Below are 18,049 nucleotides of genomic sequence, written 5' to 3'. Positions count from 1 at the left end.
GGTGAGCAGATGGCACGGGAGATCTCTCGCAACCAGGCTCGCGCGACGCGGGCTGATCGCCCTCGTGGCGATCGCGGTCATCGGCGCGTTCGTGACGCTGCGGACCAACGGCACGTTCGGCTCCCAGCCGCACGTCACCGCGACCGTCGCGAACGCCGGCGGCTCGCTGCGCGCGGGCTCGGACGTGAAGATGAACGGCGTGATCGTCGGCAAGGTCGCCGACATCCGCCGCTCCGACGACAAGGCACACGTCACGGTCGACATGGCGATGTCCTCCTCGGACCTGAAGTGGGTGCCGGGCAACGTGGTCGCCCGGATCCTGCCGGCCACCGTCTTCGGCACGACCTTCGTCGACCTCGTCGTCCACGGCGCGCCCGACGGCTCGCTGAAGGCGGGCGCCGAGGTCCAGCCGGACGCCTCCCAGGGCACCCTCGAGTCGCAGCAGGCGCTCGACGACATCGACCGCCTGGTGGACGCGCTCGGCCCGGCCGAGCCTGGCCTCGGCGATCGGCTCGGCGGCCGAGGCCCTCTCCGGTCGCGGCAACCGGATCGGACGGACCGTCAAGACGCTCAACGCCTACCTGGACCGGCTCAACCCGCGGATGCCGCAGGTGCGCTCGGACCTGCAGGCCCTGGCCACGACGACCAAGGCTGGTCAACGACATCGCGCCGGACCTGCTCGACGCCACGGACGACGTCCTGGTCACGATGAACACCATCGTCACCCAGCAGGCGTCGTTCTCCGCGCTGATCGCGGGCGGCACGAACCTCGCTCGCACCAGCCGGGCCTTCCTCGCCAAGAACCAGGCGAACCTGGTGAGGTTCATCAACGGCTCGGCCGCGCTGCTCGACGCCGTCTACGACAACCGCAAGGCGGGCATCACCGACGCCTTCGCGATCAACATCGCTCTCGGCAGCACGCTGCCGTCGGCCGTCAAAGAGGGATTCGTGAAGACGGAGGGCAACCTGCTGTTGACACCGCCGGACTACTACACCTCCCCACCGCGGTTCCGGCCGACCGGCACCAGCCCCGCGGGCTTCGGCGCACTGGGGGGTGAGTGATGACCGGGCTGCGTCAGATCGTCATCAAGTTCACCGCCTTCGCCGTCGTCAGTGCCCTGCTGGGCCTGCTGCTCATCAACACGATGCAGAACGGCGTGGGCGGGGACACGGTCGACTACACCGCGAACTTCACCGACGTCAACGGCCTGCGCAAGGGCGACGACGTCAAGGCCGCCGGCGTCCGGGTCGGCCAGGTGAAGGACATCGAGGCCACCGACGACGGGGCCCGGATCACGCTCGCGGTGCTCAAGGACCAGCCGCTGCTGGACAACACCAAAGGCTGGTCATGCGCTACCAGAACCTGCTCGGGCAGCGCTACATCGGCCTGGTCCAGCCCGCCACCCGCGGCAAGGCGCTGCCGGAGAACACCGAGATCCCGGTCGCACAGACCGATCCGGGGTTCGACCTCACCGAGCCTGCTCAACGGCTTCAAGCCCTTGTTCAAGGTGCTCCAGCCCGGCGACGTCAACACCCTGGCCAGGCTCGCTGGTCAAGGTGCTCCAGGGCGAGGGCGGCACGGTCGAGCAGACTGCTCGGCCAGACCGCCCAGGCTCACGAACTTCCTCGCCGACCGCGACGGGGTGATCGGCGACGTGATGACCAACCTGAAGCCGGTGCTCGACAACCTCACCGGCCAGGACGCCCAGATCAGCACCACGATCCGCGAGTCGAAGCCTGCTCATGACGGGCCTGGCCGCCGACCGCAAGTCGATCGGGGCGTCCATCGACGGCGTCAGCCGGCTGGTCGGGGTGACCAGGCTCGCTGTTCAAGGAGGTCAAGGTGCCCTTGGTGAAGGCGACGGACCGCCTGGTCACGGTTGCGGACATGTTCGCCCGCTCCCGCGGCACCCTCGTCAAGACGATCCCGGCCTTCGGCACCATCTTCGAGTCGCTGGGTCGCGCCACGTCGTACCAGAACGCGCTGAACGTCTACGTCTGCTCCCTGACGATCGTGCCGCTGGTCGGCAACCTGTCGGGCAATACGAACGGCGGCCCGTGGCGGGAGGTGTGTCGATGAAGCCCATGAACGAGCGCGATCCGCTGCGGATCGGCATCATCACGATCATCGTCATCGGCCTGATCGGCGCCGGGGTGCTGGTGCTCAGCGTGGCGAACTTCGGGACGAAGACCTACACCGCCGGTCTGGAGCACACCGCCGGCCTGCGCAAGGGCGAGAGCGTCCAGGTGCACGGCGTCGAGTCCGGCAAGGTGACGGGGATCGAGTCTGCAGGACGACCACGTGCTGGTCACCTTCGCGCTCGACTCCGGCATCGATCTCGGTGCCCGCAGCAGCGCCACGGTCAAGGTCGCGACCCTGCTCGGCACGCACTACCTGGAGGTGGATCCGAAGGGGAGCGGCAGCCTTGCCGACGACCGGATCCCGCTGGAGCGCACCTCGGTGCCCTACAACCTCCAGGACGTGCTCGAGGAGGGCACCGACGCGATCGAGAAGCTCGACCCGGAGCTCCTCGCCAAGGCACTGACCACGATGGCGGGCACCCTCGGCGCGAGCGAGCAGGAGATCGGTCCGGCCCTGCAGGGCGTGGCCCGGCTCTCCGAGGTGATCTCGCGTCGCTCGGACCAGGTCGGCGACCTGCTCGCCTCCGCCCGCAAGGTCACCGACCAGGCTCTCCAACAGCAGCCAGGACATCGTCGGGCTGATGAAGCAGACCAACCTGGTGGTCAGCGAGATCACCGCACGCCGCGAGGCGATCCACCGCCTGCTCCTGGCCACCACCGACCTGGCGAAGTCGCTGAACGCGGTGGTGAAGTCGACCGAGGGCAAAGCTCAACCCGGCACTGCGCAACCTCAACACCGTCATCGCAACGCTCAACGGGCAGAGCAAGCAGATCACCCACGTGCTCGACGTGATGGCACCCGCGCTCCGCTACCTCGCCAACGCAACCGGCAGCGGCCCGTTCGTGCCGCTCTACATCAATCCCAAGAATGGGCCCGGTCTGCTGCCCGACGACTGCGCTCTCAAGCGCCTGAACATCCCGGGGCTCTGCTCATGATGCGCACACGCGACCTGCTCCGCTCCGTCGGCGTCCTCCTCGCCGTCGCCATGGTGCTGCTCACCTCCGGGTGCGGCGCGCTGCCGAATGCGAGCACGACGACGATCAAGGCCTACCTCGCCGACTCCGCGGGACTTTTCGTCGGCAACGACGTCGGCATCCTCGGCGTCACCGTCGGTGAGATCACCTCGATCGAGCCCGAGGGCGACAAGGTCCTGGTCACCATGGAGATCGACGCCGACCAGCCCGTTCCGGCCGACGCCGGAGCGGTGGTGGTGGCCCGCTCGGTCGCGACCGACCGCTACATCGAGCCTGACGCCGGTCTACCGCGAGGGCAAGAAGATGGCCGACGGTGCGACGATCGGGTTGGACAAGACCAAGACCCCGGTCGACTTCGACCAGGTGCTCGCCGCGCTCAACGAGTTCGCCACCGGCATTGGCGGCAACAAGGAGACGACGAAGGCCGTCCAGCGGTTCATCGACGCCGGCACCAGCGCCCTGCAGGGCCGCGGTCCGCTGTTCAACCAGACCATCCACTCGCTCGCCGACGGGGTCGACGGGATCGCGGCGCAGCGGGAGAACGTCGCCGCGACGCTGAAGTCGCTCGACACCCTGCTCTCGACGATCGCGGCCAACCAGGGCACAGCGCGGACGTTCATCCAGCAGGTCTCGCGTGCCTCGTCGCTGCTCGCCGACGAGCGGGAGAACTTCAAGACCACGCTGCGCGCGCTCGACGCGGCAGTGACCACGGTGGCGAAGTTCGCGGTCGACAACCGCGAGGAGATCGTCAAGGGCGTCAACGGCACCACGACGTTGATGAAGACGCTGCTCACCAAGCAGAACCAGGTCGACCGAGTCTGCTCCGGACACTCCCGCTCACGCTGCAGAACCTGGAGCCTGATGCCGGGCAACGCCTTGCCGGTCCGGCTGGACCCGCTCAACGTCCTGCCGCTCGGCAACATCTTGGGGCCGGTGTGCAGCAACGCCGTCCTCAAGCCGCTGTGCGACCTCCTCAACGGGACGGCGGTCGGCCGATGAGCGCGACGACACTGCGCACGACCCGCGCACTCCTGGTCGCCGTCCTGGCGCTCGCGCTGGGCGTCATGACCGGCTGCGGTACGACCATGCGCGACCTGCCGATCCCGGGCACGGGTGTCTCGGGGGACACGATCGAGGTCAAGGCGCAGTTCGCCGAGGCACTCAACCTCGCCCAAGGCGCACCGGTCAAGGTCAACGGCGTCGACATGGGCCGGGTCAAGGAGATCACGGTCGACGACTTCACCGCCGAGGCCACCTTGACCCTCAAGGCCGATGCCGAGCCTGCGCGAGGGTGCTCGCGCCCGGCTGCGCTACACCACGCCGCTCGGCGAGTCTCTTCGTCGACGTGACGAATCCGGCGCAGGGCAAGGTGCTCGCCGACGGAGCGAAGCTCGGGCTCAAGGACACCGACACGGCGCCCACGGTCGAGAACGCCCTGGCCCAGGCCTCGCTGCTGATCAACGGCGGTGGGCTGGCGCAGCTGCAGACGGTGACCGAGGAGCTCAACTCCGCGCTCAACGGCAACGAGGGCGACTATCGCACCCTGCTGGACCGGGCGAAGGTGTTCCTCACCCAGGCGAACGCCACGAGCACGAGCATCGACGCGGTCCTCAACTCGCTCAGGCTCGCTGTCGAAGACGCTCAACGGCCGCAAGGGCACCATCAACCGGGCGGTGCGGGAGATCGCGCCGGCGGCGAAGGTGCTGCGGGAGAAGACGCCGGACTTCACCGCCCTGCTCGCCGAGGTCGAGAAGTTCGCCCAGACCGCCAACGGCACGGTGAACGCGACCCGCAACCAGCCTGCTGACCCTCCTCAAGGAGGTCGAGCCGGTCCTCGCCGAGTTCGCCAAGAACAACGGCGTCTTCGAGACCTCGATGCAGAAGGTGATCGCTGCCGCTGCCGCCGCCGACGAGGTGGTGGCGACCGACTACCTCAACATCGGCCTGACGCTCCACCTCGACGGCATCGAGGTCGGCGACCTGGTCGGTAGCACCCTCAAGGGGCTGATCGGCCTGCTCGGCCTGAAGCCGGGCACCCCGGCGGCGGACCTGCTCGAGGCGCTCGGTCTGGGCGGCCTGCTGAGCGGGCTGACCGGCGGCCGGACCACGACCACGGGCACGAAGTCCGGCATCACCTCCGGCGCCACGTCCGGGACCAGGTCCGGCTCGCCAGGCGGTACGACGACCGGCGGGTACGACCCGCTGGGTCTGGGCCCGCTCCTGACCGGGCTGCTCGGAGGGGGGCGCTGAGATGCGGAACATCATCACCAACAAGGCTCTACCTGAGCCTGATCGGCGTGATCATGGTGCTGGTCTTCGCACTGGCCTACATCTTCGCGCAGGTGCTCGACCAGCCGCTGACCTCGCGACCGGTCGAGGTCAAGGTCGAGTCTCGCCCAGACCGGCGGGCTCTTCGAGGGCTCGGCCGTGACCTACCGCGGGGTCAAGGTCGGCAAGGTCCGCGAGATCGTGCCCTCCAAGAAGGGCGTGGAGGCGACCGTCGCGATCACCTCGGGCACCAAGATCCCGAAGGGCTCGCTCGCCAAGGTGCGCAGCCTCTCGCCGGTGGGGGAGCAGTACCTCGACTTCCAGCCGCCGAAGGCCGGCGGGCCGTTCCTCGCCAGCGGCGACGTGATCCCGGCGGAGTCGACCGACCTGCCCAAGAGCCTCAGGCTCGACGGTGATCGCGGTCAACAACGTGCTGCGCCAGATCGACGACAAGAAGGCTGCGGATCGTGCTGAGCGAGCTGAGCACGGGTCTCAAGGGCACCGGTGACGACCTGGGGAAGATCCTCGACCAGGGCACCGCGATCCTCGACACCCTCGACGCCGTGTGGCCGCAGACCGACCGGATCATCAGCAATGCCGGCACAGTGCTCGCGATCCCCAACGACAACGCCGACTCGCTGCGTCAGGCTGGCGAGGTCCGCGAAGCAGTTCGCCCGGTTCCTGCGTGACTACGACCCCGAGCCTGCGCCGTCTGCTCCAGCGCGGGCCGGGCCGACCAACGAGACTCACCAGGCTCGTCAACGACGCCGACAAGGTGCTGCCGGGCTTCTTGTCCACGGGGGTAACTTTCACCGACATGTTCCTCTCCTACGAGCCGCACCTGCGGGCGTTGCTGCAGAACTACTCCCCGGGGCTGCGCTCACTGCTGGCGAAGGTGCAGGGCGGGGTGCTGCGGATCAAGATCATCACCGACGACTACAAGCACTGCGAGTACCACTCTCCGGTCTCGGCCATCGCGCTGGACCCGCGCATCAACGAGCGCAAGCCGTTGGTCCGTGACCGGCACTGCTCCGCGGACTTCCTGCAGCGGGGTGCCGACAAGGCTCCGGGGCCGGTCCGTTGAGCGGCGGCGACGGTACGCCGAGCGTGACGAGCAAGGGACCGGAGCAGAAGTCGGCCCGGCCGGGCTCCGGGCCGAGCACGCTCGTGATCGCCCTGGTGGCGCTGCTCGTGGTGGCCCTCGTCGGCTGCGCCTGGCTGGTCAAGGTCAACCGGGACAAGGACGCCGATGTCAAGGCGGGCCAGGACCGGGCGAAGATCGTCGAGGAGCCTGCAGGCGGAGAAGAAGGCCGACCAGGACGCGGTCACCGCGGCCAAGGCCTTCGTGACGAAGGTGACGACGTACTCCTACCAGCCGGGCCAGCACGACTTCGCCTGGGTCAAGGAGCCTGCTGAACGAGAAGGTCCGCACCGAGCCTGGAGCAGCGCGCGGCCGACCTGCAGAAGGCGATCGTGGCGAGCAAGACCTCGGCCAAGGGCGAGGTCGTCGACGCGATGGGCCGCGTCGTGGACGCCACCCAGGTCGAGGTGCTCGCCTTCGTCGACCAGGGGATCACCGACCCCAGCGGCAAGGTGAGCGTCGAGGAGTCGGCGATCCGGCTGGTCATGAAGAAGGTCGACGAGGCCTGGCGGGTCGACTCGCTGACCTTCCTCAACAAGGTCGGCGCCTGACGCGCGTCCGCGGACCACTAGATTGGCGTTCGTGGCGCACTCCGATTCCGACCCGCTGACCGGGCTGAGGACGATCCTGCGCCGGTTCCTGCTCACCGTCGTCGGCGTGCCCTTCGTGGTGGCGATCGCGATGTCGCTGGTCGACTCCTACCGTCGGCGCGGCAAGCGGCCCAAGCCGTTCCCGACGCGGGAGCCGCGCACGGTGTCGGTCGGCGACGGCGAGATGACCACCTACACCTACGGTCGCGACCTGTACGACGACATGCTCGCCGCGATCGAGGGCGCGCAGCGGCAGATCCTCTTCGAGACCTACATCTGGAAGGGCGACGCCACGGGGGAGCGGTTCAAGCGCGCACTGGTCGCCGCAGCCGACCGGGGCGTGGAGGTCTACTGCATCTACGACGCCTTCGCGAACCTCGTCGTGTCCCCGGCGTTCCAGCACTTTCCCTCGCACGTGAAGGTGCTGCGCTACCCGGTCTACGCCGCGGGCTGGCGCTTCTTCGACCTGCGCCGCTACGGCCGCGACCACCGCAAGATCCTGGTGGTCGACGACAGCGTGGGCTTCGTGGGCGGCTACAACATCGGCTCGGCGTACGAGACGGAGTGGCGCGACACGCACGTCCGGATCACCGGGCCGGCGGTGTGGGACCTCAAGCGCGCCTTCGCCGACTTCTGGAACCTCAACCGGCGTCGTCGGCTGCGCGGGTCCGAGCGGCCGCTGCTGCTGGAGACGGCCTCGACCTGGGAGCCGCGGGTGCGCGTGCAGCGCAACGTGCCGCGACTGTGGATGTTCCCGATCCGGGCGATGTACATCGAGGCGATCACCCGGGCCAGCCGCAACGTGTGGCTGACCCAGGCGTACTTCCTGCCTGACGAGGACTTCATCGCGGCGGTCAAGGACGCCGCGCGGCGCGGGGTCGACGTACGACTCCTGCTGCCGTTGAAGTCCAACCACATCGTCGCCGACTGGATCTCGCGCGGGTACTTCAGCCAGGCTCCTCGACGCCGGGGTGCGGATCCTGCGCTACCGCGACGCGATGGTGCACGCCAAGACCGCCACTGTCGACGGCAACTGGTCCACCGTCGGGACCGCGAACATCGACCGGCTCAGCCTGTCGGGGAACTTCGAGATCAACGTCGAGGTGATCGACGAGGAGTTCGCCCGGGAGCCTGGAGGCGATCTTCGAGGTCGACCAGTCGCACTGCCTGGATCTCACCAGCGGTGAGTGGGAGGCGCGCGACCTGCACCGCAAGTTCACCGAGCCTGGTCCTGGCCCCGCTTCGCCCGCTGCTCTGAGAGGCATTGACGAACATACCTGTTCGTGAAACCGTCGCGGGCATGCCCACTCTTCCGCGAGGCCGCCACGGGCTGAGCCGGGCCGAGGTCCAGGCTGCCCAGCGGGAGCGGATCTTCACCGCGATGGCCGACGCGATGGCCGAGCGCGGGTACGTCGCGACGCCCGTCGCCGAGATCATCCGCCGGGCCGGCGTGTCCCGGGAGACCTTCTACCAGCAGTTCGCCTCCAAGCAGGACTGCTTCCTCGCGGCCTACGACTGGGCGACCGACGCCCTGCGCACCGGCTTCGCCGCCGGTCTGGCCGCCGAGGGCCCACCGCTGGAGCGCTTCGGCACGCTGCTCGCGAGCCTATCTCGCGGCGCTGGCCGAGGAGCCCCGGCGCTCGCGGCTGTTCCTGGTCGAGACCTGGGCGGCCGGCACCGACGTGCTGCTGCGCCGGCTGGCGGTCCAGCGCGAGGCGGGCGACGCGCTGGCCGAGGTGCTGGGTGCCCGCGACGAGCAGGACCGGTTCGCCTGCGAGGCGCTGCTGGCGGCCGTCGTGCAGCCTGGTCACCGCCCAGGTGGTGCTCGACGACCCGGCCGGCCTCGCCGCGCTGCACCCCCGGCTCGTCGCGCTCGCGGCGTCGCTCATCCCCGATCGATGAGGAGAACCGCCATGTGGTTCCGTCCCCCCCGTCCGCCACCTCGCCGGCAAGCAGGTGCTCGTCACCGGTGCGGCCAGCGGCATCGGCCGCGCCGTCGCCGAGCAGGCCGCCGAGCAGGGCGCGGTGCTGCACCTCACCGACCTGCAGGGCGACCTGCTCGCCGAGGTCGCCGCCGGCATCCGGGCCCGCGGGGGTCAGGTCGCCACGGCCGAGCCGGCCGACGTCTCCGACCACGAGCAGGTACGACGCCTGGCCCGCCGCGTCACCGAGCGGCACGGCCCGATGGACGTGGTCCTCAACGTCGCGGGGATCGCGATCTGGGGCACGGTGCGCAGCCTGGAGCCCCAGCACTGGCAGCGCCTCGTCGACGTCAACCTGATGGGCCCGATCCACGTCATCGAGGAGTTCCTGCCGCCGATGATCGACGCCGGCCGCGGCGGGCGACTCGTCAACGTCTCGTCGGCGGCGGGCATCATCGCGATGCCCTGGCACGCGGCGTACAGCGCCACGAAATTCGGCCTGCGCGGGGTCTCCGAGGTGCTGCGCTACGACCTGCGCCGGCACCGGATCGGGGTCAGCCTGGTCTGCCCCGGCGGCGTCGACACCGGTCTCGTGGAGACGATCCGGATCGCCGGCATCGACCAGCACAGCCGCTCCTTCGTGCGGGCGAGGAAGCACTTCCAGAAGCGCGCGGTCTCGCCCGAGCAGGCCGCGGCCGCGATCTGGAGGGGCGCGCTGCGCAACCGCTACTGGGTCTACACCTCCGCCGACATCCGGCTGGTCCACCTGCTCCAGCGCTGGTTCCCGCCCGGCTACGCGCTGGCCATGCGCGCCTTCAGCCTACGGCGCCAACCGGGTCCTGCCCGCGGTCGAGCGGGCCCGCCGCCCGGAGCCTGCCGTGAGCGCCCGGATCGAGCCCGGCACGTGGCGCGAGGTCGGCCCCCTCGTCGCCGGCTTCGCCCGGGTCGCCGGCCGGGTCCAGGGCACCGAGCCGCCGGCGGTCTTCCTCACCCTCGGGCGGCACCGCCGGCTGTTCTGGGGGTGGCTGCACTTCGCCGGACGGCTGATGCCCGGCGGACGGCTCTCCCGGCGGGAGTCGGAGTCTGGTGATCCTGCGTGTCGCGGCGCTCCGCTCGTCGGCGTACGAGCTGACGCAGCACCGGCGACTGGGCCGGCGAGCCGGCCTGACCGAGGCCGAGATCGCCGCGATCGAGGCGGGCGCGCACGACCAGCCCGGGCTCAGCGACCGCGAGCGGCTCCTGCTGCGGGCCGCTGACGCGCTGGTGGCCGACCAGGACCTCCCCGACGCGCTGTGGGGCGCGTTGGGTGCGCACTTCGACGACCGTGAGCGGATCGAGATCGTGCTGCTCGCCGGGCACTACGCGATGCTCGCCACCGCGCTGCACGTGCTCCGGGTGGAGCCGGACCGGCCGCGCTGACGAGGTGGCTGCAGGAATCCCCGGTTACCCGGGGATTCCTACGGTTCTTGACCGTTGCAACGGTCAAGAACCATAGGAACTGGTCAAGAACCCCAGGGTGGCCGGCACTGTCGGCGGTGTCTCGTACGCTGGAGGCATGCGTCCGGTCACCGATCTCGAGCGTCGTGTCGCGCCCTTCCACGTCCAGTCCGAGTACTCCCCGTCCGGTGACCAGCCGGCTGCCATCAAGGAGATCTCGAAGCGGCTGGACGACGGCGTGCAGGACGTCGTGCTGCTCGGCGCCACCGGCACGGGCAAGACCGCGACGGTGGCGTGGGTCGCCGAGCAGGTGCAGCGCCCGCTGCTCGTGCTGCAGCCCAACAAGACCCTGGCCGCGCAGTTCGCCAACGAGCCTGCGCCAGCTCTTCCCGGACAACGCGGTCGAGTACTTCGTGTCGTACTACGACTACTACCAGCCCGAGGCCTACGTCCCGCAGACCGACACCTACATCGAGAAGGACTCCTCCATCAACGAGGAGGTCGAGCGGCTGCGGCACTCGGCGACCAACAGCCTGCTCACCCGCCGCGACGTCATCGTGGTCTCCACGGTGTCCTGCATCTACGGTCTCGGCACCCCCCAGGAGTACGTCGACCGGATGATCCGGCTGCGGGTGGGGGAGGAGCACGACCGGGACTCGGTGCTGCGGCGGCTGGTCGAGATCCAGTACACCCGCAACGACCTCGCCTTCACCCGCGGCACCTTCCGGGTGCGCGGGGACACCCTCGAGATCTTCCCGGTCTACGAGGAGATGGCCGTGCGGATCGAGTTCTTCGGCGACGAGATCGAGCGGCTGATGACGCTGCACCCGGTCACCGGCGAGGTCCTCACCGAGGACACCGAGGCTCTACGTCTTCCCGGCCAGCCACTACATCGCCGGCCCGGAGCGGATGGAGCGGGCGATCCGCGGCATCGAGGCCGAGCTCGCCGAGCAGGCTGGAGACCTTCGAGAAGCAGGGCAAGATGCTCGAGGCGCAGCGGCTGCGGATGCGCACGACGTACGACATCGAGATGATGCGCCAGGTCGGCTCCTGCTCGGGCATCGAGAACTACTCGATGCACATGGACGGCCGCTCCCGCGGCAGCGCTCCCAACACGCTGCTCGACTACTTCCCCGAGGACTTCCTGCTCGTCGTCGACGAGTCGCACGTCGCCGTGCCGCAGATCGGCGGGATGTACGAAGGCGACATGTCGCGCAAGCGCAACCTCGTGGAGCACGGCTTCCGGCTGCCGAGCGCGATGGACAACCGGCCGCTGCGGTGGGAGGAGTTCCTCGACCGGATCGGGCAGACGGTCTACCTCTCCGCGACGCCCGGCGACTACGAGACTCGACAAGGTGCAGGGCGACGTCGTCGAGCAGATCATCCGCCCGACCGGCCTGGTCGACCCCGAGGTGGTCGTGAAGCCGACCAAGGGCCAGATCGACGACCTCATCCACGAGATCAGGCTGCGTGCGGAGAAGGAGGAGCGGGTCCTCGTCACGACCCTGACGAAGAAGATGTCCGAGGACCTCACCGACTACCTCCTCGACGCCGGCATCCGCACCCGCTACCTGCACTCCGAGGTGGACACCCTCAAGCGGATCGAGCTTGCTGCGCGACCTGCGGCTCGGGCTCTACGACGTCCTGGTCGGCATCAACCTGCTCCGAGAGGGCCTCGACCTCCCCGAGGTCTCCCTGGTCGCGATCCTCGACGCCGACAAGGAGGGCTTCCTGCGCTCGGACAAGTCGCTCATCCAGACGATCGGCCGCGCGGCGCGCAACGTGTCCGGCGAGGTGCACATGTACGCCGACAAGATCACCCCGTCGATGGAGTCGGCGATCGAGGAGACCAACCGGCGCCGCGAGCGCCAGGTCGCCTACAACACCGAGCACGGCATCGACCCGCAGCCGCTGCGCAAGAAGATCGCCGACATCACCGAGATGCTCGCTCGCGAGGACGAGAGCACCCAGGAGCCTGCTGCAGACCTTCGCCGACGCGGGGGTCAAGGGCCGCGCCGGCGGCGTGAAGCCCAAGAAGTCGCCGACCCCGCAGTCTGCGCTCGACCGACGTCGGTGGCCACGCGGCGGAGCCTGGCCGGACTCCCGAGCGCGGACCTGGCCCAGGCTGATCCAGGACCTCACCGACCAGATGAGGTCCGCCGCGGCGGAGCCTGCAGTTCGAGCTGGCCGCGCGGCTGCGCGACGAGATCAGCGAGCTCAAGAAGGAGCCTCCGCCAGATGATGGAAGCGACGAAGTGAGGAGCCCGTCGCGAGCGTGACCAAGTCCACTCGGTCGCCGGCTCGGAGCCGGTCCCGGCCCAGGTCTAGCCTGCTCGGGTGACAGGCGACGCGGCGAGGGAGACCCCCGCGCGCCGCCGCTGGCTGGTCTGGGGCGTCGGCCTCACCGTCTACGCCCTCGCCGTCTTCCACCGCAGCAGCCTGGCCGTCGCCGGGCTCGCGGCGACCGAGCGGTTCGACATCTCGGCCAGCCAGGCTGGCGTCGTTCACCATGCTCCAGCCTGCTGGTGTACGCCGCCATGCAGATCCCGGTCGGCCTCATGGTCGACCGCTACGGCTCCCGCACCGTGCTCACCGTGGCGGTGGCCGTGGTGAGCCTGGGCCAGGCCGCCTTCGCCTTCGCCGGCGACTACCCGACCGCGCTGGTGGCCCGGGCCATGGTCGGGGTGGGCGATGCGATGACCTTCATCTGCGTGCTGCGCCTGGTGACCTCGTGGTTCCCGCGCGGCCAGGTGCCGCTGGTCAGCCAGGCTCACCGGCAACCTCGGTCAGGCAGGCGCGCTGGCCGCCGCGGCCCCGATGACCTGGGCGCTGGGCCAGGCTCGGCTGGACCCGGGCCTACCTCGCGGGTGCGACCGCCGGGCTGGTGATGCTGGTGGTGGTGCGCCTGGTGCTGCACGACTCCCCGGAGCGGGCCCACCTGCGCGGCGTACCCATGTCGGCACGGGACCTGGCCCGCAGCCTGGCCGCCTCCTGGGAGCAGCCCGGCACCCGGCTCGGACTGTGGATCCACTTCTCCACGCCGTTCAGCCCGGCACTGCTCGGCCTGCTGTGGGGCTTCCCGTTCCTGGTCAGCGCCGAGCACCGCTCGGAGGCGACCGCGGGCGCGCTGATCTCGCTGCTCTTCCTGACGAACCTGTTCTACGGCCCGCTGATGGGCTGGCTGGTCGGGCGGCACCCCTGGCACCGCTCGACCATCGGGCTCACCATCGTCGGCGCGATGGCCACCGTGTGGGGTGCCGTGCTGCTGTGGCCGGGCGACGCCCCGCTGTGGCTGCTGGTGCTGCTCGTCGTGGTCGTGGGCGCTGGTGGACCGGGATCGATGGTCGGCTTCGACGTGGCCCGCACCAGCAACCCGGACCACCGCACGGCGAGTGCCAGCGGCATCATCAACGTCGGCGGCTTCACCGCCTCGCTGGTCGTCATCGTCGCCGTCGGCGTCGTCCTGGACGCGCTGTCCAGCGGCTCGGGTGACTCCTACGGGCCAGGAGCCTTCCACTGGGCGATGGCGGTGCAGTACCTGCTGTGGGGCCTCGGCGCGGCGCAGATCGTGCGCTACCGCCGCCGGATCCGCGCGCTCACCACCCGCGACCAGGTCGCCGGCGGCTCCTCGATGGTCGAGTTCACCCCCGCCGCGCGGTGAGCCCCACCAGGCGTGCCACCACCAGCGCCACGTAGAACACCCCCGCCACCTGCTCGACCATCACCAGCGAGCGCGCGTGGGCGAGCACCGGGTAGACGTCGGAGAGCCCGACGCTGGTCAGCGTCGTGAACGAGAGGTAGAGCAGACTCGAACCAGGGGAGCGCCTCGCCGGCGTCCGGGCTGGAGTAGCCGACGAAGGAGCCGGGCCAGACGACCTGCGCGGCGGCGTAGAGGTAGGCGAAGCCCCAGGCGACCACGGTGAAGGCCGCGCCGGTCGCGAACAGGCTCGTCACGGGTGACCTTGTCGTCGTGGAAGAGGTAGCGGATCAGGGCGTAGGAGACGAAGAAGTAGAACGGGACGTGGAAGGCGGCGGAGGCCACCACGACCCAGCCGACGTCGGGCTGCATCGCCTCGGCGACCGCGAGCACGACCGCCGGGGCGCCGAGCAGCAGCGCGACCCAGGTCAGCACCTCCGTACGGCGCACCGCCCAGACCGAGATCAGCACGACCACCATCTGCGCGACGCCGGCGAAGGCCCTGCCCACCGTCGAGCCCTGCAGCCCGGGATAGGCGAGCACGAGCACGAGTCTGGGCCACGAGCAGCACCGCCGAGGGGTGCGCGACGACCGCCTGCAGGGGTGCCGGGAGGCGGGAGGCGGGCTGCTGCACGCCCTGATCCTAGGCACCGGGACCCCGGAACCCGCGAATGCGATGGCCGGGGCGTGACCCGTTCGCGGCGGGGGGGCGTTGACCCTGTGCGGTATCCGATGTGGTCCACGTCCTGGGTGTCGCGTTGGTCACAAACGAGAACGTGTTCTACTATTCCCGCAACGGGAGCAGGAGAAGGAGGGGTCGTGGCGTTCAACGCCCAGTCGGTCGTGCGCGGCCCCGGCGAGATCGCGCTGATGGTCGTCGAGGTGACCAAGCGGATCTTCACCCGCCCCTTCCAGTTCCGTGAGTTCCTCGAGCAGGCCTGGTTCGTGACCAGCGTGACGCTGATGCCGACGATCATGGTGTCGATCCCGTTCGGCGCGGTGATCTCGCTGCAGGTCGCCAACCTCACCGGCCAGGCTCGGTGCGGAGTCCTTCGCCGGGGCCACCGCCGTGCTCGCGACGGTCCGGGAGGCGGCGCCGATGGCGGCGGCGATGATCATCGCCGGTGCGGCCGGCTCGGCGATCTGCTCCGACCTCGGCGCCCGCAAGATCCGCGAGGAGATCGACGCCATGGAGGTGCTCGGCATCGATCCGCTCGAGCGTCTGGTGGCACCCCGGGTGGTCGCCACCATGTTCGTGGCCGTGATGATCAACGGCATCGTGATCGGGACCGGCATCGGGGGCGGCTACTTCTTCACCGTCATCGTCAAGGGCGGCTCGGCCGGTGCCTTCCTCTCCACGTTCACCGCCCTCGCCTCGCTGCCCGACCTCTACATCGCGATGATCAAGGCGGCGATCTTCGGCTGGCTCGCCGCGATCATCGGCTCCTACAAGGGCCTCAACGCCGGCGGCGGGCCCAGCGGCGTCGGCCGCGCCGTCAACGAGTCGGTGATCGTCGCCTTCATGGCGCTGTTCTTCCTCAACGCCGTGATCACCGCGATCTACTTCCAGGTCGCCCCGCCGGTGGGGTTGTGATGGCTGTCGTCTCCGAGTCGGCCTCCAGCACGCTCAAGTCCGGGCGCTCCACCCTCGAGGGGTACGGCGACCAGCCTGCTCTTCTACGTCAAGGCGATCTCCTGGGCGCCGCGCGCCGTGCGCCGCTACCCCCGGGAGATCAGCAACACCCTCGCCGAGGTCGCCTTCGGCGCGGGCGGGCTCAGCCTGATCGCCGGCTCCGCGGGCGTCATCGCCTTCATGGCCTTCTTCGCCGGCACCGAGGTCGGCATCCAGGGCTACGCCTCGGTGAGCCAGATCGGCGTCGGCAAGTTCAGCGCCTTCATCTCCGCCTACTTCAACACCCGCGAGGTCGCCCCGCTCGTCTCCGCGATCGCGCTCGCGGCCACCGTCGGGTGCGGCTACACCGCGCGCCTGGGCGCGATGCGGATCTCGGAGGAGATCGACGCGCTCGAGGTGATGGGCATCCCGTCGCTGCCCTTCCTGGTGACCACCCGGATGGTCGCGGCGTTCATCGCGGTGATCCCGCTCTACATCGTCGCGCTCTGTGCGTCGTACCTCTCGCCGCGGCTGATCGTGGTCTACATCTACGGTCAGTCGCCGGGCACCTACGACTACTACTTCCTGCAGTTCCTGCCGCCGATCGACATCCTGTGGTCGTTCTTCAAGCTGCTGTTCCTCGCCGTGGCGGTGATCCTCATCCACTGCTACTACGGCTACACCGCCTCGGGCGGGCCGGCCGGCGTGGGCCGCGCGGTCGGCAAGGCCATCCGGACCAGCATCGTGACGATCGTGGTCGCCGACTTCTTCCTCGACCTTCGCCATCTGGGGATCCACGACCACCGTGCGGATCACCGGGTAGGGGCGCGGGGTCCGATGCTGGTCAACATCCACCACGACAACGCGCGCGAGCACAACCGGCTGCTCGTGGCCGGGGTCGCGTTCCTGACCGTGATCGCGATGCTCGTGTGGCTCTCGATCTCGCTCTACAACAAGGCCTTCGACTCCACGACCACGGTCACCGTCAAGGCGGACCGGGCCGGTCTTCAGCTCGCCGAAGTTCGGCGACGTACGGATCCACGGGGTGCTCGTCGGCCGGGTCGACAAGATCGACCAGGACGGCGAGCAGGCGGTCATCACGCTGGAGCCTGAAGCCCGACGCCGCCAGGACCATCCCCTCCAACATCAGCGTGCAGATCCTGCCGACCACGCTCTTCGGCCAGAAGTTCGTCTCCTTGGTGCGCCCGCAGGGCGCGGCCGCGCGCCCGCTGCGCGACGGCGACGTGATCCCCTCGGACCGGGTGGAGACGAACGTCGAGCCTGAGCCAGGTGCTGGCCGACCTGTTCCCGCTGCTGCGCGCGGTGCGTCCCCAGGACCTCAACCGCACGCTCAGCGCGCTGGCCACCGCGCTCGACGGCCGCGGTGACCAGATCGGGCGGACGATGGACCGGACTCGGCACCTACGTCGGTGCGATCGGCGAGCACCTGCCGACGCTGCGCCAGGACCTCATCTCGCTGGCGGAGGTCGCCGACGCCTACGACGTCGCGGCGCCGGACCTGCTCGACGTCCTCGACAACGTCACGGTCACCAGCAAGACCGTCGTCGAGAAGAAGCGGGACCTCGACACCTTCTTCTCCGACCTCACCGGCCTGGCGAACACCGCCACCCGGGTGCTCGCGAGCAACGAGCAGAACCTGATCCGGATGGGGCAGGTGACCGCGCCGGTCATCGGCCTGCTCGCGAAGTACTCACCCGAGTTCCCCTGCCTGATCCGCGGCGCCGCCAACTACGAGCCGATCCTGTCCAAGACCTTCGAGGGCGACGTCGTCAAGCAGTACATCGAGATCGGCGCCCCGCAGTACCGCGTCTACGACGAGCGCGACCTGCCGACGTACGGCGAGGTCGGGCACGGCCCGTGGTGCGCGGGCCTGCCGAAGTTCACCGTGCCGGGCAAGAAGTACACCTTCGACCAGGGCACCGACCAGGACGAGAAGGGCGGATACCTGCCGTTCCCGATCCCCGGGGTGCCGAACCCGAACCCGGTCAGCCTCGACGGCTCGGCCGGCAGCACCGCCGAGCAGCGCCTGGTCAACGCGATGCTGGCGGGCAGCAGCGGCCACTCGGCGGACGAGCTACGGCGCCCTCGGCGCCCTGCTCTACGGCCCGGTCGTGCGCACCGGGAAGGCGGCCTCGTGAGCAGGCTCGACCGCCCACCAGGCTCCTCAACCGCCGCAACGCCACGACGACCGCGGCGGCGATCAAGCTCGGCATCTTCACGGTCATCTCGATCGTGGTGACCGGG

General features: G+C 69.7%; 27 protein-coding genes and 5 pseudogenes. 30 read left to right on the top strand and 2 right to left on the bottom strand.

Translation table 11 applies throughout. The features are described from left to right. Position 1 precedes the first annotated feature (1 nt). From G5V59_RS07340 to G5V59_RS07225, 24 genes and pseudogenes are all read left to right on the top strand, one after another. Entirely contained in the window at positions 2 to 712 is a 711-nt protein-coding gene (locus G5V59_RS07340; RefSeq protein WP_278256039.1) for an MlaD family protein, read from the top strand. Continuing rightward, complete coding sequence (locus tag G5V59_RS07335) at positions 709 to 1,062, top strand: hypothetical protein (RefSeq protein ID WP_278256038.1); 354 nt, start codon at positions 709 to 711, stop codon at positions 1,060 to 1,062. Before G5V59_RS07340 ends, G5V59_RS07335 begins: the two co-directional genes overlap by 4 nt. Further along, on the top strand, positions 1,062 to 1,856 hold the full coding sequence (locus tag G5V59_RS07330) for an MlaD family protein (RefSeq protein WP_278256037.1): 795 nt from the start codon (positions 1,062 to 1,064) through the stop codon (positions 1,854 to 1,856). Before G5V59_RS07335 ends, G5V59_RS07330 begins: the two co-directional genes overlap by 1 nt. Further along, positions 1,844 to 2,080: a hypothetical protein gene (locus G5V59_RS07325; RefSeq protein ID WP_278256036.1), complete on the top strand. Its 237-nt coding sequence runs from the start codon at positions 1,844 to 1,846 to the stop codon at positions 2,078 to 2,080. Before G5V59_RS07330 ends, G5V59_RS07325 begins: the two co-directional genes overlap by 13 nt. Continuing rightward, positions 2,077 to 2,724 (top strand): hypothetical protein, encoded by a 648-nt coding sequence (locus tag G5V59_RS07320; protein ID WP_278256035.1) that lies wholly within the window; start codon positions 2,077 to 2,079, stop codon positions 2,722 to 2,724. Before G5V59_RS07325 ends, G5V59_RS07320 begins: the two co-directional genes overlap by 4 nt. Further along, positions 2,724 to 4,466 carry an MlaD family protein gene (locus G5V59_RS07315; RefSeq protein ID WP_278256034.1) on the top strand — a complete coding sequence of 581 codons (1,743 nt, stop codon included), beginning with the start codon at positions 2,724 to 2,726 and terminating at the stop codon, positions 4,464 to 4,466. The genes G5V59_RS07320 and G5V59_RS07315 overlap by 1 nt, the downstream gene beginning before the upstream one ends. After that, complete coding sequence (locus G5V59_RS07310) at positions 4,463 to 4,924, top strand: hypothetical protein (RefSeq protein WP_278256033.1); 462 nt, start codon at positions 4,463 to 4,465, stop codon at positions 4,922 to 4,924. Before G5V59_RS07315 ends, G5V59_RS07310 begins: the two co-directional genes overlap by 4 nt. 68 nt (positions 4,925 to 4,992) lie before the next feature. Beyond that, positions 4,993 to 5,367: a hypothetical protein gene (locus G5V59_RS07305; protein WP_278256032.1), complete on the top strand. Its 375-nt coding sequence runs from the start codon at positions 4,993 to 4,995 to the stop codon at positions 5,365 to 5,367. A gap of 1 nt (position 5,368) precedes the next feature. Next, on the top strand, positions 5,369 to 5,548 hold the full coding sequence (locus G5V59_RS07300) for a hypothetical protein (protein ID WP_278256031.1): 180 nt from the start codon (positions 5,369 to 5,371) through the stop codon (positions 5,546 to 5,548). Next, positions 5,545 to 5,859, top strand: a complete 315-nt coding sequence (locus tag G5V59_RS07295; RefSeq protein ID WP_278256030.1) for an MlaD family protein — start codon at positions 5,545 to 5,547, stop codon at positions 5,857 to 5,859. Before G5V59_RS07300 ends, G5V59_RS07295 begins: the two co-directional genes overlap by 4 nt. Next, positions 5,853 to 6,074 carry a hypothetical protein gene (locus tag G5V59_RS07290; protein ID WP_278256029.1) on the top strand — a complete coding sequence of 74 codons (222 nt, stop codon included), beginning with the start codon at positions 5,853 to 5,855 and terminating at the stop codon, positions 6,072 to 6,074. The genes G5V59_RS07295 and G5V59_RS07290 overlap by 7 nt, the downstream gene beginning before the upstream one ends. Next, complete coding sequence (locus G5V59_RS07285) at positions 6,071 to 6,469, top strand: hypothetical protein (protein WP_278256028.1); 399 nt, start codon at positions 6,071 to 6,073, stop codon at positions 6,467 to 6,469. The genes G5V59_RS07290 and G5V59_RS07285 overlap by 4 nt, the downstream gene beginning before the upstream one ends. A 23-nt stretch (positions 6,470 to 6,492) precedes the next feature. Continuing rightward, positions 6,493 to 6,801, top strand: coding sequence for a hypothetical protein (locus G5V59_RS07280; protein WP_278256027.1), 309 nt, complete (start codon positions 6,493 to 6,495; stop codon positions 6,799 to 6,801). A gap of 57 nt (positions 6,802 to 6,858) precedes the next feature. Beyond that, on the top strand, positions 6,859 to 7,077 hold the full coding sequence (locus G5V59_RS07275) for a hypothetical protein (protein WP_278256026.1): 219 nt from the start codon (positions 6,859 to 6,861) through the stop codon (positions 7,075 to 7,077). 130 nt (positions 7,078 to 7,207) lie between these two features. Further along, positions 7,208 to 8,032 (top strand): annotated as a pseudogene (locus G5V59_RS07270) (phospholipase D-like domain-containing protein); the annotation flags it as partial. Between the two features lie 55 nt (positions 8,033 to 8,087). Then, positions 8,088 to 8,303 (top strand): phospholipase D-like domain-containing protein, encoded by a 216-nt coding sequence (locus G5V59_RS07265; RefSeq protein ID WP_341351147.1) that lies wholly within the window; start codon positions 8,088 to 8,090, stop codon positions 8,301 to 8,303. 113 nt (positions 8,304 to 8,416) lie between these two features. Beyond that, positions 8,417 to 8,614: pseudogene (locus G5V59_RS36080) on the top strand (helix-turn-helix domain-containing protein); the annotation flags it as partial. A 458-nt stretch (positions 8,615 to 9,072) separates the two neighbouring features. Then, positions 9,073 to 10,128: an SDR family oxidoreductase gene (locus G5V59_RS07255; protein WP_278256025.1), complete on the top strand. Its 1,056-nt coding sequence runs from the start codon at positions 9,073 to 9,075 to the stop codon at positions 10,126 to 10,128. Beyond that, entirely contained in the window at positions 10,125 to 10,457 is a 333-nt protein-coding gene (locus G5V59_RS07250) for a carboxymuconolactone decarboxylase family protein (protein WP_278256024.1), read from the top strand. The genes G5V59_RS07255 and G5V59_RS07250 overlap by 4 nt, the downstream gene beginning before the upstream one ends. A 136-nt stretch (positions 10,458 to 10,593) precedes the next feature. Next, positions 10,594 to 12,434, top strand: a pseudogene (gene uvrB, locus G5V59_RS07245) (excinuclease ABC subunit UvrB); the annotation flags it as partial. 64 nt (positions 12,435 to 12,498) lie between these two features. Then, a complete protein-coding gene (locus tag G5V59_RS07240; protein ID WP_278259693.1) occupies positions 12,499 to 12,717 on the top strand; it encodes a hypothetical protein in 219 nt (72 codons plus the stop codon). 95 nt (positions 12,718 to 12,812) lie between these two features. Further along, entirely contained in the window at positions 12,813 to 13,088 is a 276-nt protein-coding gene (locus tag G5V59_RS07235) for a hypothetical protein (protein ID WP_278256023.1), read from the top strand. Next, positions 13,013 to 13,363 (top strand): MFS transporter, encoded by a 351-nt coding sequence (locus tag G5V59_RS07230; RefSeq protein WP_278256022.1) that lies wholly within the window; start codon positions 13,013 to 13,015, stop codon positions 13,361 to 13,363. The genes G5V59_RS07235 and G5V59_RS07230 overlap by 76 nt, the downstream gene beginning before the upstream one ends. Then, the gene (locus G5V59_RS07225; protein WP_278256021.1) at positions 13,363 to 14,136 is read left to right on the top strand and encodes a hypothetical protein; all 774 of its coding nucleotides are present in this window, start codon (positions 13,363 to 13,365) and stop codon (positions 14,134 to 14,136) included. Before G5V59_RS07230 ends, G5V59_RS07225 begins: the two co-directional genes overlap by 1 nt. On the opposite strand, the gene G5V59_RS07220 is transcribed toward G5V59_RS07225, so the two are convergent. Both G5V59_RS07220 and G5V59_RS07215 read right to left on the bottom strand, forming a co-directional pair. After that, positions 14,117 to 14,224 (bottom strand): hypothetical protein, encoded by a 108-nt coding sequence (locus tag G5V59_RS07220; protein ID WP_278256020.1) that lies wholly within the window; start codon positions 14,222 to 14,224, stop codon positions 14,117 to 14,119. The two genes, G5V59_RS07225 and G5V59_RS07220, sit on opposite strands and share 20 nt — an antisense overlap. A gap of 29 nt (positions 14,225 to 14,253) precedes the next feature. After that, the gene (locus G5V59_RS07215; protein WP_278256019.1) at positions 14,254 to 14,715 is read right to left on the bottom strand and encodes a hypothetical protein; all 462 of its coding nucleotides are present in this window, start codon (positions 14,713 to 14,715) and stop codon (positions 14,254 to 14,256) included. 233 nt (positions 14,716 to 14,948) lie between these two features. On the opposite strand from G5V59_RS07215, the gene G5V59_RS07210 reads away from it, so the two are divergent. The 6 genes and pseudogenes from G5V59_RS07210 to G5V59_RS07185 all read left to right on the top strand — a co-directional run bounded on the left by G5V59_RS07210 (position 14,949) and on the right by G5V59_RS07185 (position 18,044). Continuing rightward, positions 14,949 to 15,095 (top strand): hypothetical protein, encoded by a 147-nt coding sequence (locus G5V59_RS07210; protein ID WP_278260280.1) that lies wholly within the window; start codon positions 14,949 to 14,951, stop codon positions 15,093 to 15,095. Further along, a pseudogene (locus tag G5V59_RS07205) lies at positions 15,043 to 15,766 on the top strand (ABC transporter permease). Before G5V59_RS07210 ends, G5V59_RS07205 begins: the two are co-directional and overlap by 53 nt. Continuing rightward, positions 15,766 to 16,607 (top strand): annotated as a pseudogene (locus G5V59_RS07200) (ABC transporter permease). The pseudogenes G5V59_RS07205 and G5V59_RS07200 overlap by 1 nt, the downstream one beginning before the upstream one ends. A 14-nt stretch (positions 16,608 to 16,621) precedes the next feature. Beyond that, positions 16,622 to 16,897 carry a hypothetical protein gene (locus tag G5V59_RS07195; protein WP_278256018.1) on the top strand — a complete coding sequence of 92 codons (276 nt, stop codon included), beginning with the start codon at positions 16,622 to 16,624 and terminating at the stop codon, positions 16,895 to 16,897. Between the two features lie 38 nt (positions 16,898 to 16,935). Then, positions 16,936 to 17,172: a hypothetical protein gene (locus G5V59_RS07190; RefSeq protein WP_278256017.1), complete on the top strand. Its 237-nt coding sequence runs from the start codon at positions 16,936 to 16,938 to the stop codon at positions 17,170 to 17,172. Further along, positions 17,169 to 18,044, top strand: a complete 876-nt coding sequence (locus tag G5V59_RS07185; RefSeq protein ID WP_278256016.1) for an MCE family protein — start codon at positions 17,169 to 17,171, stop codon at positions 18,042 to 18,044. Before G5V59_RS07190 ends, G5V59_RS07185 begins: the two co-directional genes overlap by 4 nt. Positions 18,045 to 18,049 lie beyond the last annotated feature (5 nt).

It is taken from the genome of Nocardioides convexus, from assembly GCF_011090295.1.
This window is presented reverse-complemented; position numbering and strand designations above follow the sequence as displayed.

Excerpts from the sequence above, each read along its gene's own strand:
- G5V59_RS07335 (WP_278256038.1), top strand. The coding sequence starts at position 709 with ATGAACACCATCGTCACCCAGCAGGCGTCGTTCTCCGCGCTGATCGCG.
- G5V59_RS07330 (WP_278256037.1), top strand. The coding sequence starts at position 1,062 with ATGACCGGGCTGCGTCAGATCGTCATCAAGTTCACCGCCTTCGCCGTC.
- G5V59_RS07320 (WP_278256035.1), top strand. The coding sequence starts at position 2,077 with ATGAAGCCCATGAACGAGCGCGATCCGCTGCGGATCGGCATCATCACG.
- G5V59_RS07315 (WP_278256034.1), top strand. The coding sequence starts at position 2,724 with ATGAAGCAGACCAACCTGGTGGTCAGCGAGATCACCGCACGCCGCGAG.
- G5V59_RS07305 (WP_278256032.1), top strand. The coding sequence starts at position 4,993 with ATGCAGAAGGTGATCGCTGCCGCTGCCGCCGCCGACGAGGTGGTGGCG.
- G5V59_RS07300 (WP_278256031.1), top strand. The coding sequence starts at position 5,369 with ATGCGGAACATCATCACCAACAAGGCTCTACCTGAGCCTGATCGGCGT.
- G5V59_RS07230 (WP_278256022.1), top strand. The coding sequence starts at position 13,013 with ATGCAGATCCCGGTCGGCCTCATGGTCGACCGCTACGGCTCCCGCACC.
- G5V59_RS07225 (WP_278256021.1), top strand. The coding sequence starts at position 13,363 with ATGCTGGTGGTGGTGCGCCTGGTGCTGCACGACTCCCCGGAGCGGGCC.
- G5V59_RS07195 (WP_278256018.1), top strand. The coding sequence starts at position 16,622 with ATGCTGGTCAACATCCACCACGACAACGCGCGCGAGCACAACCGGCTG.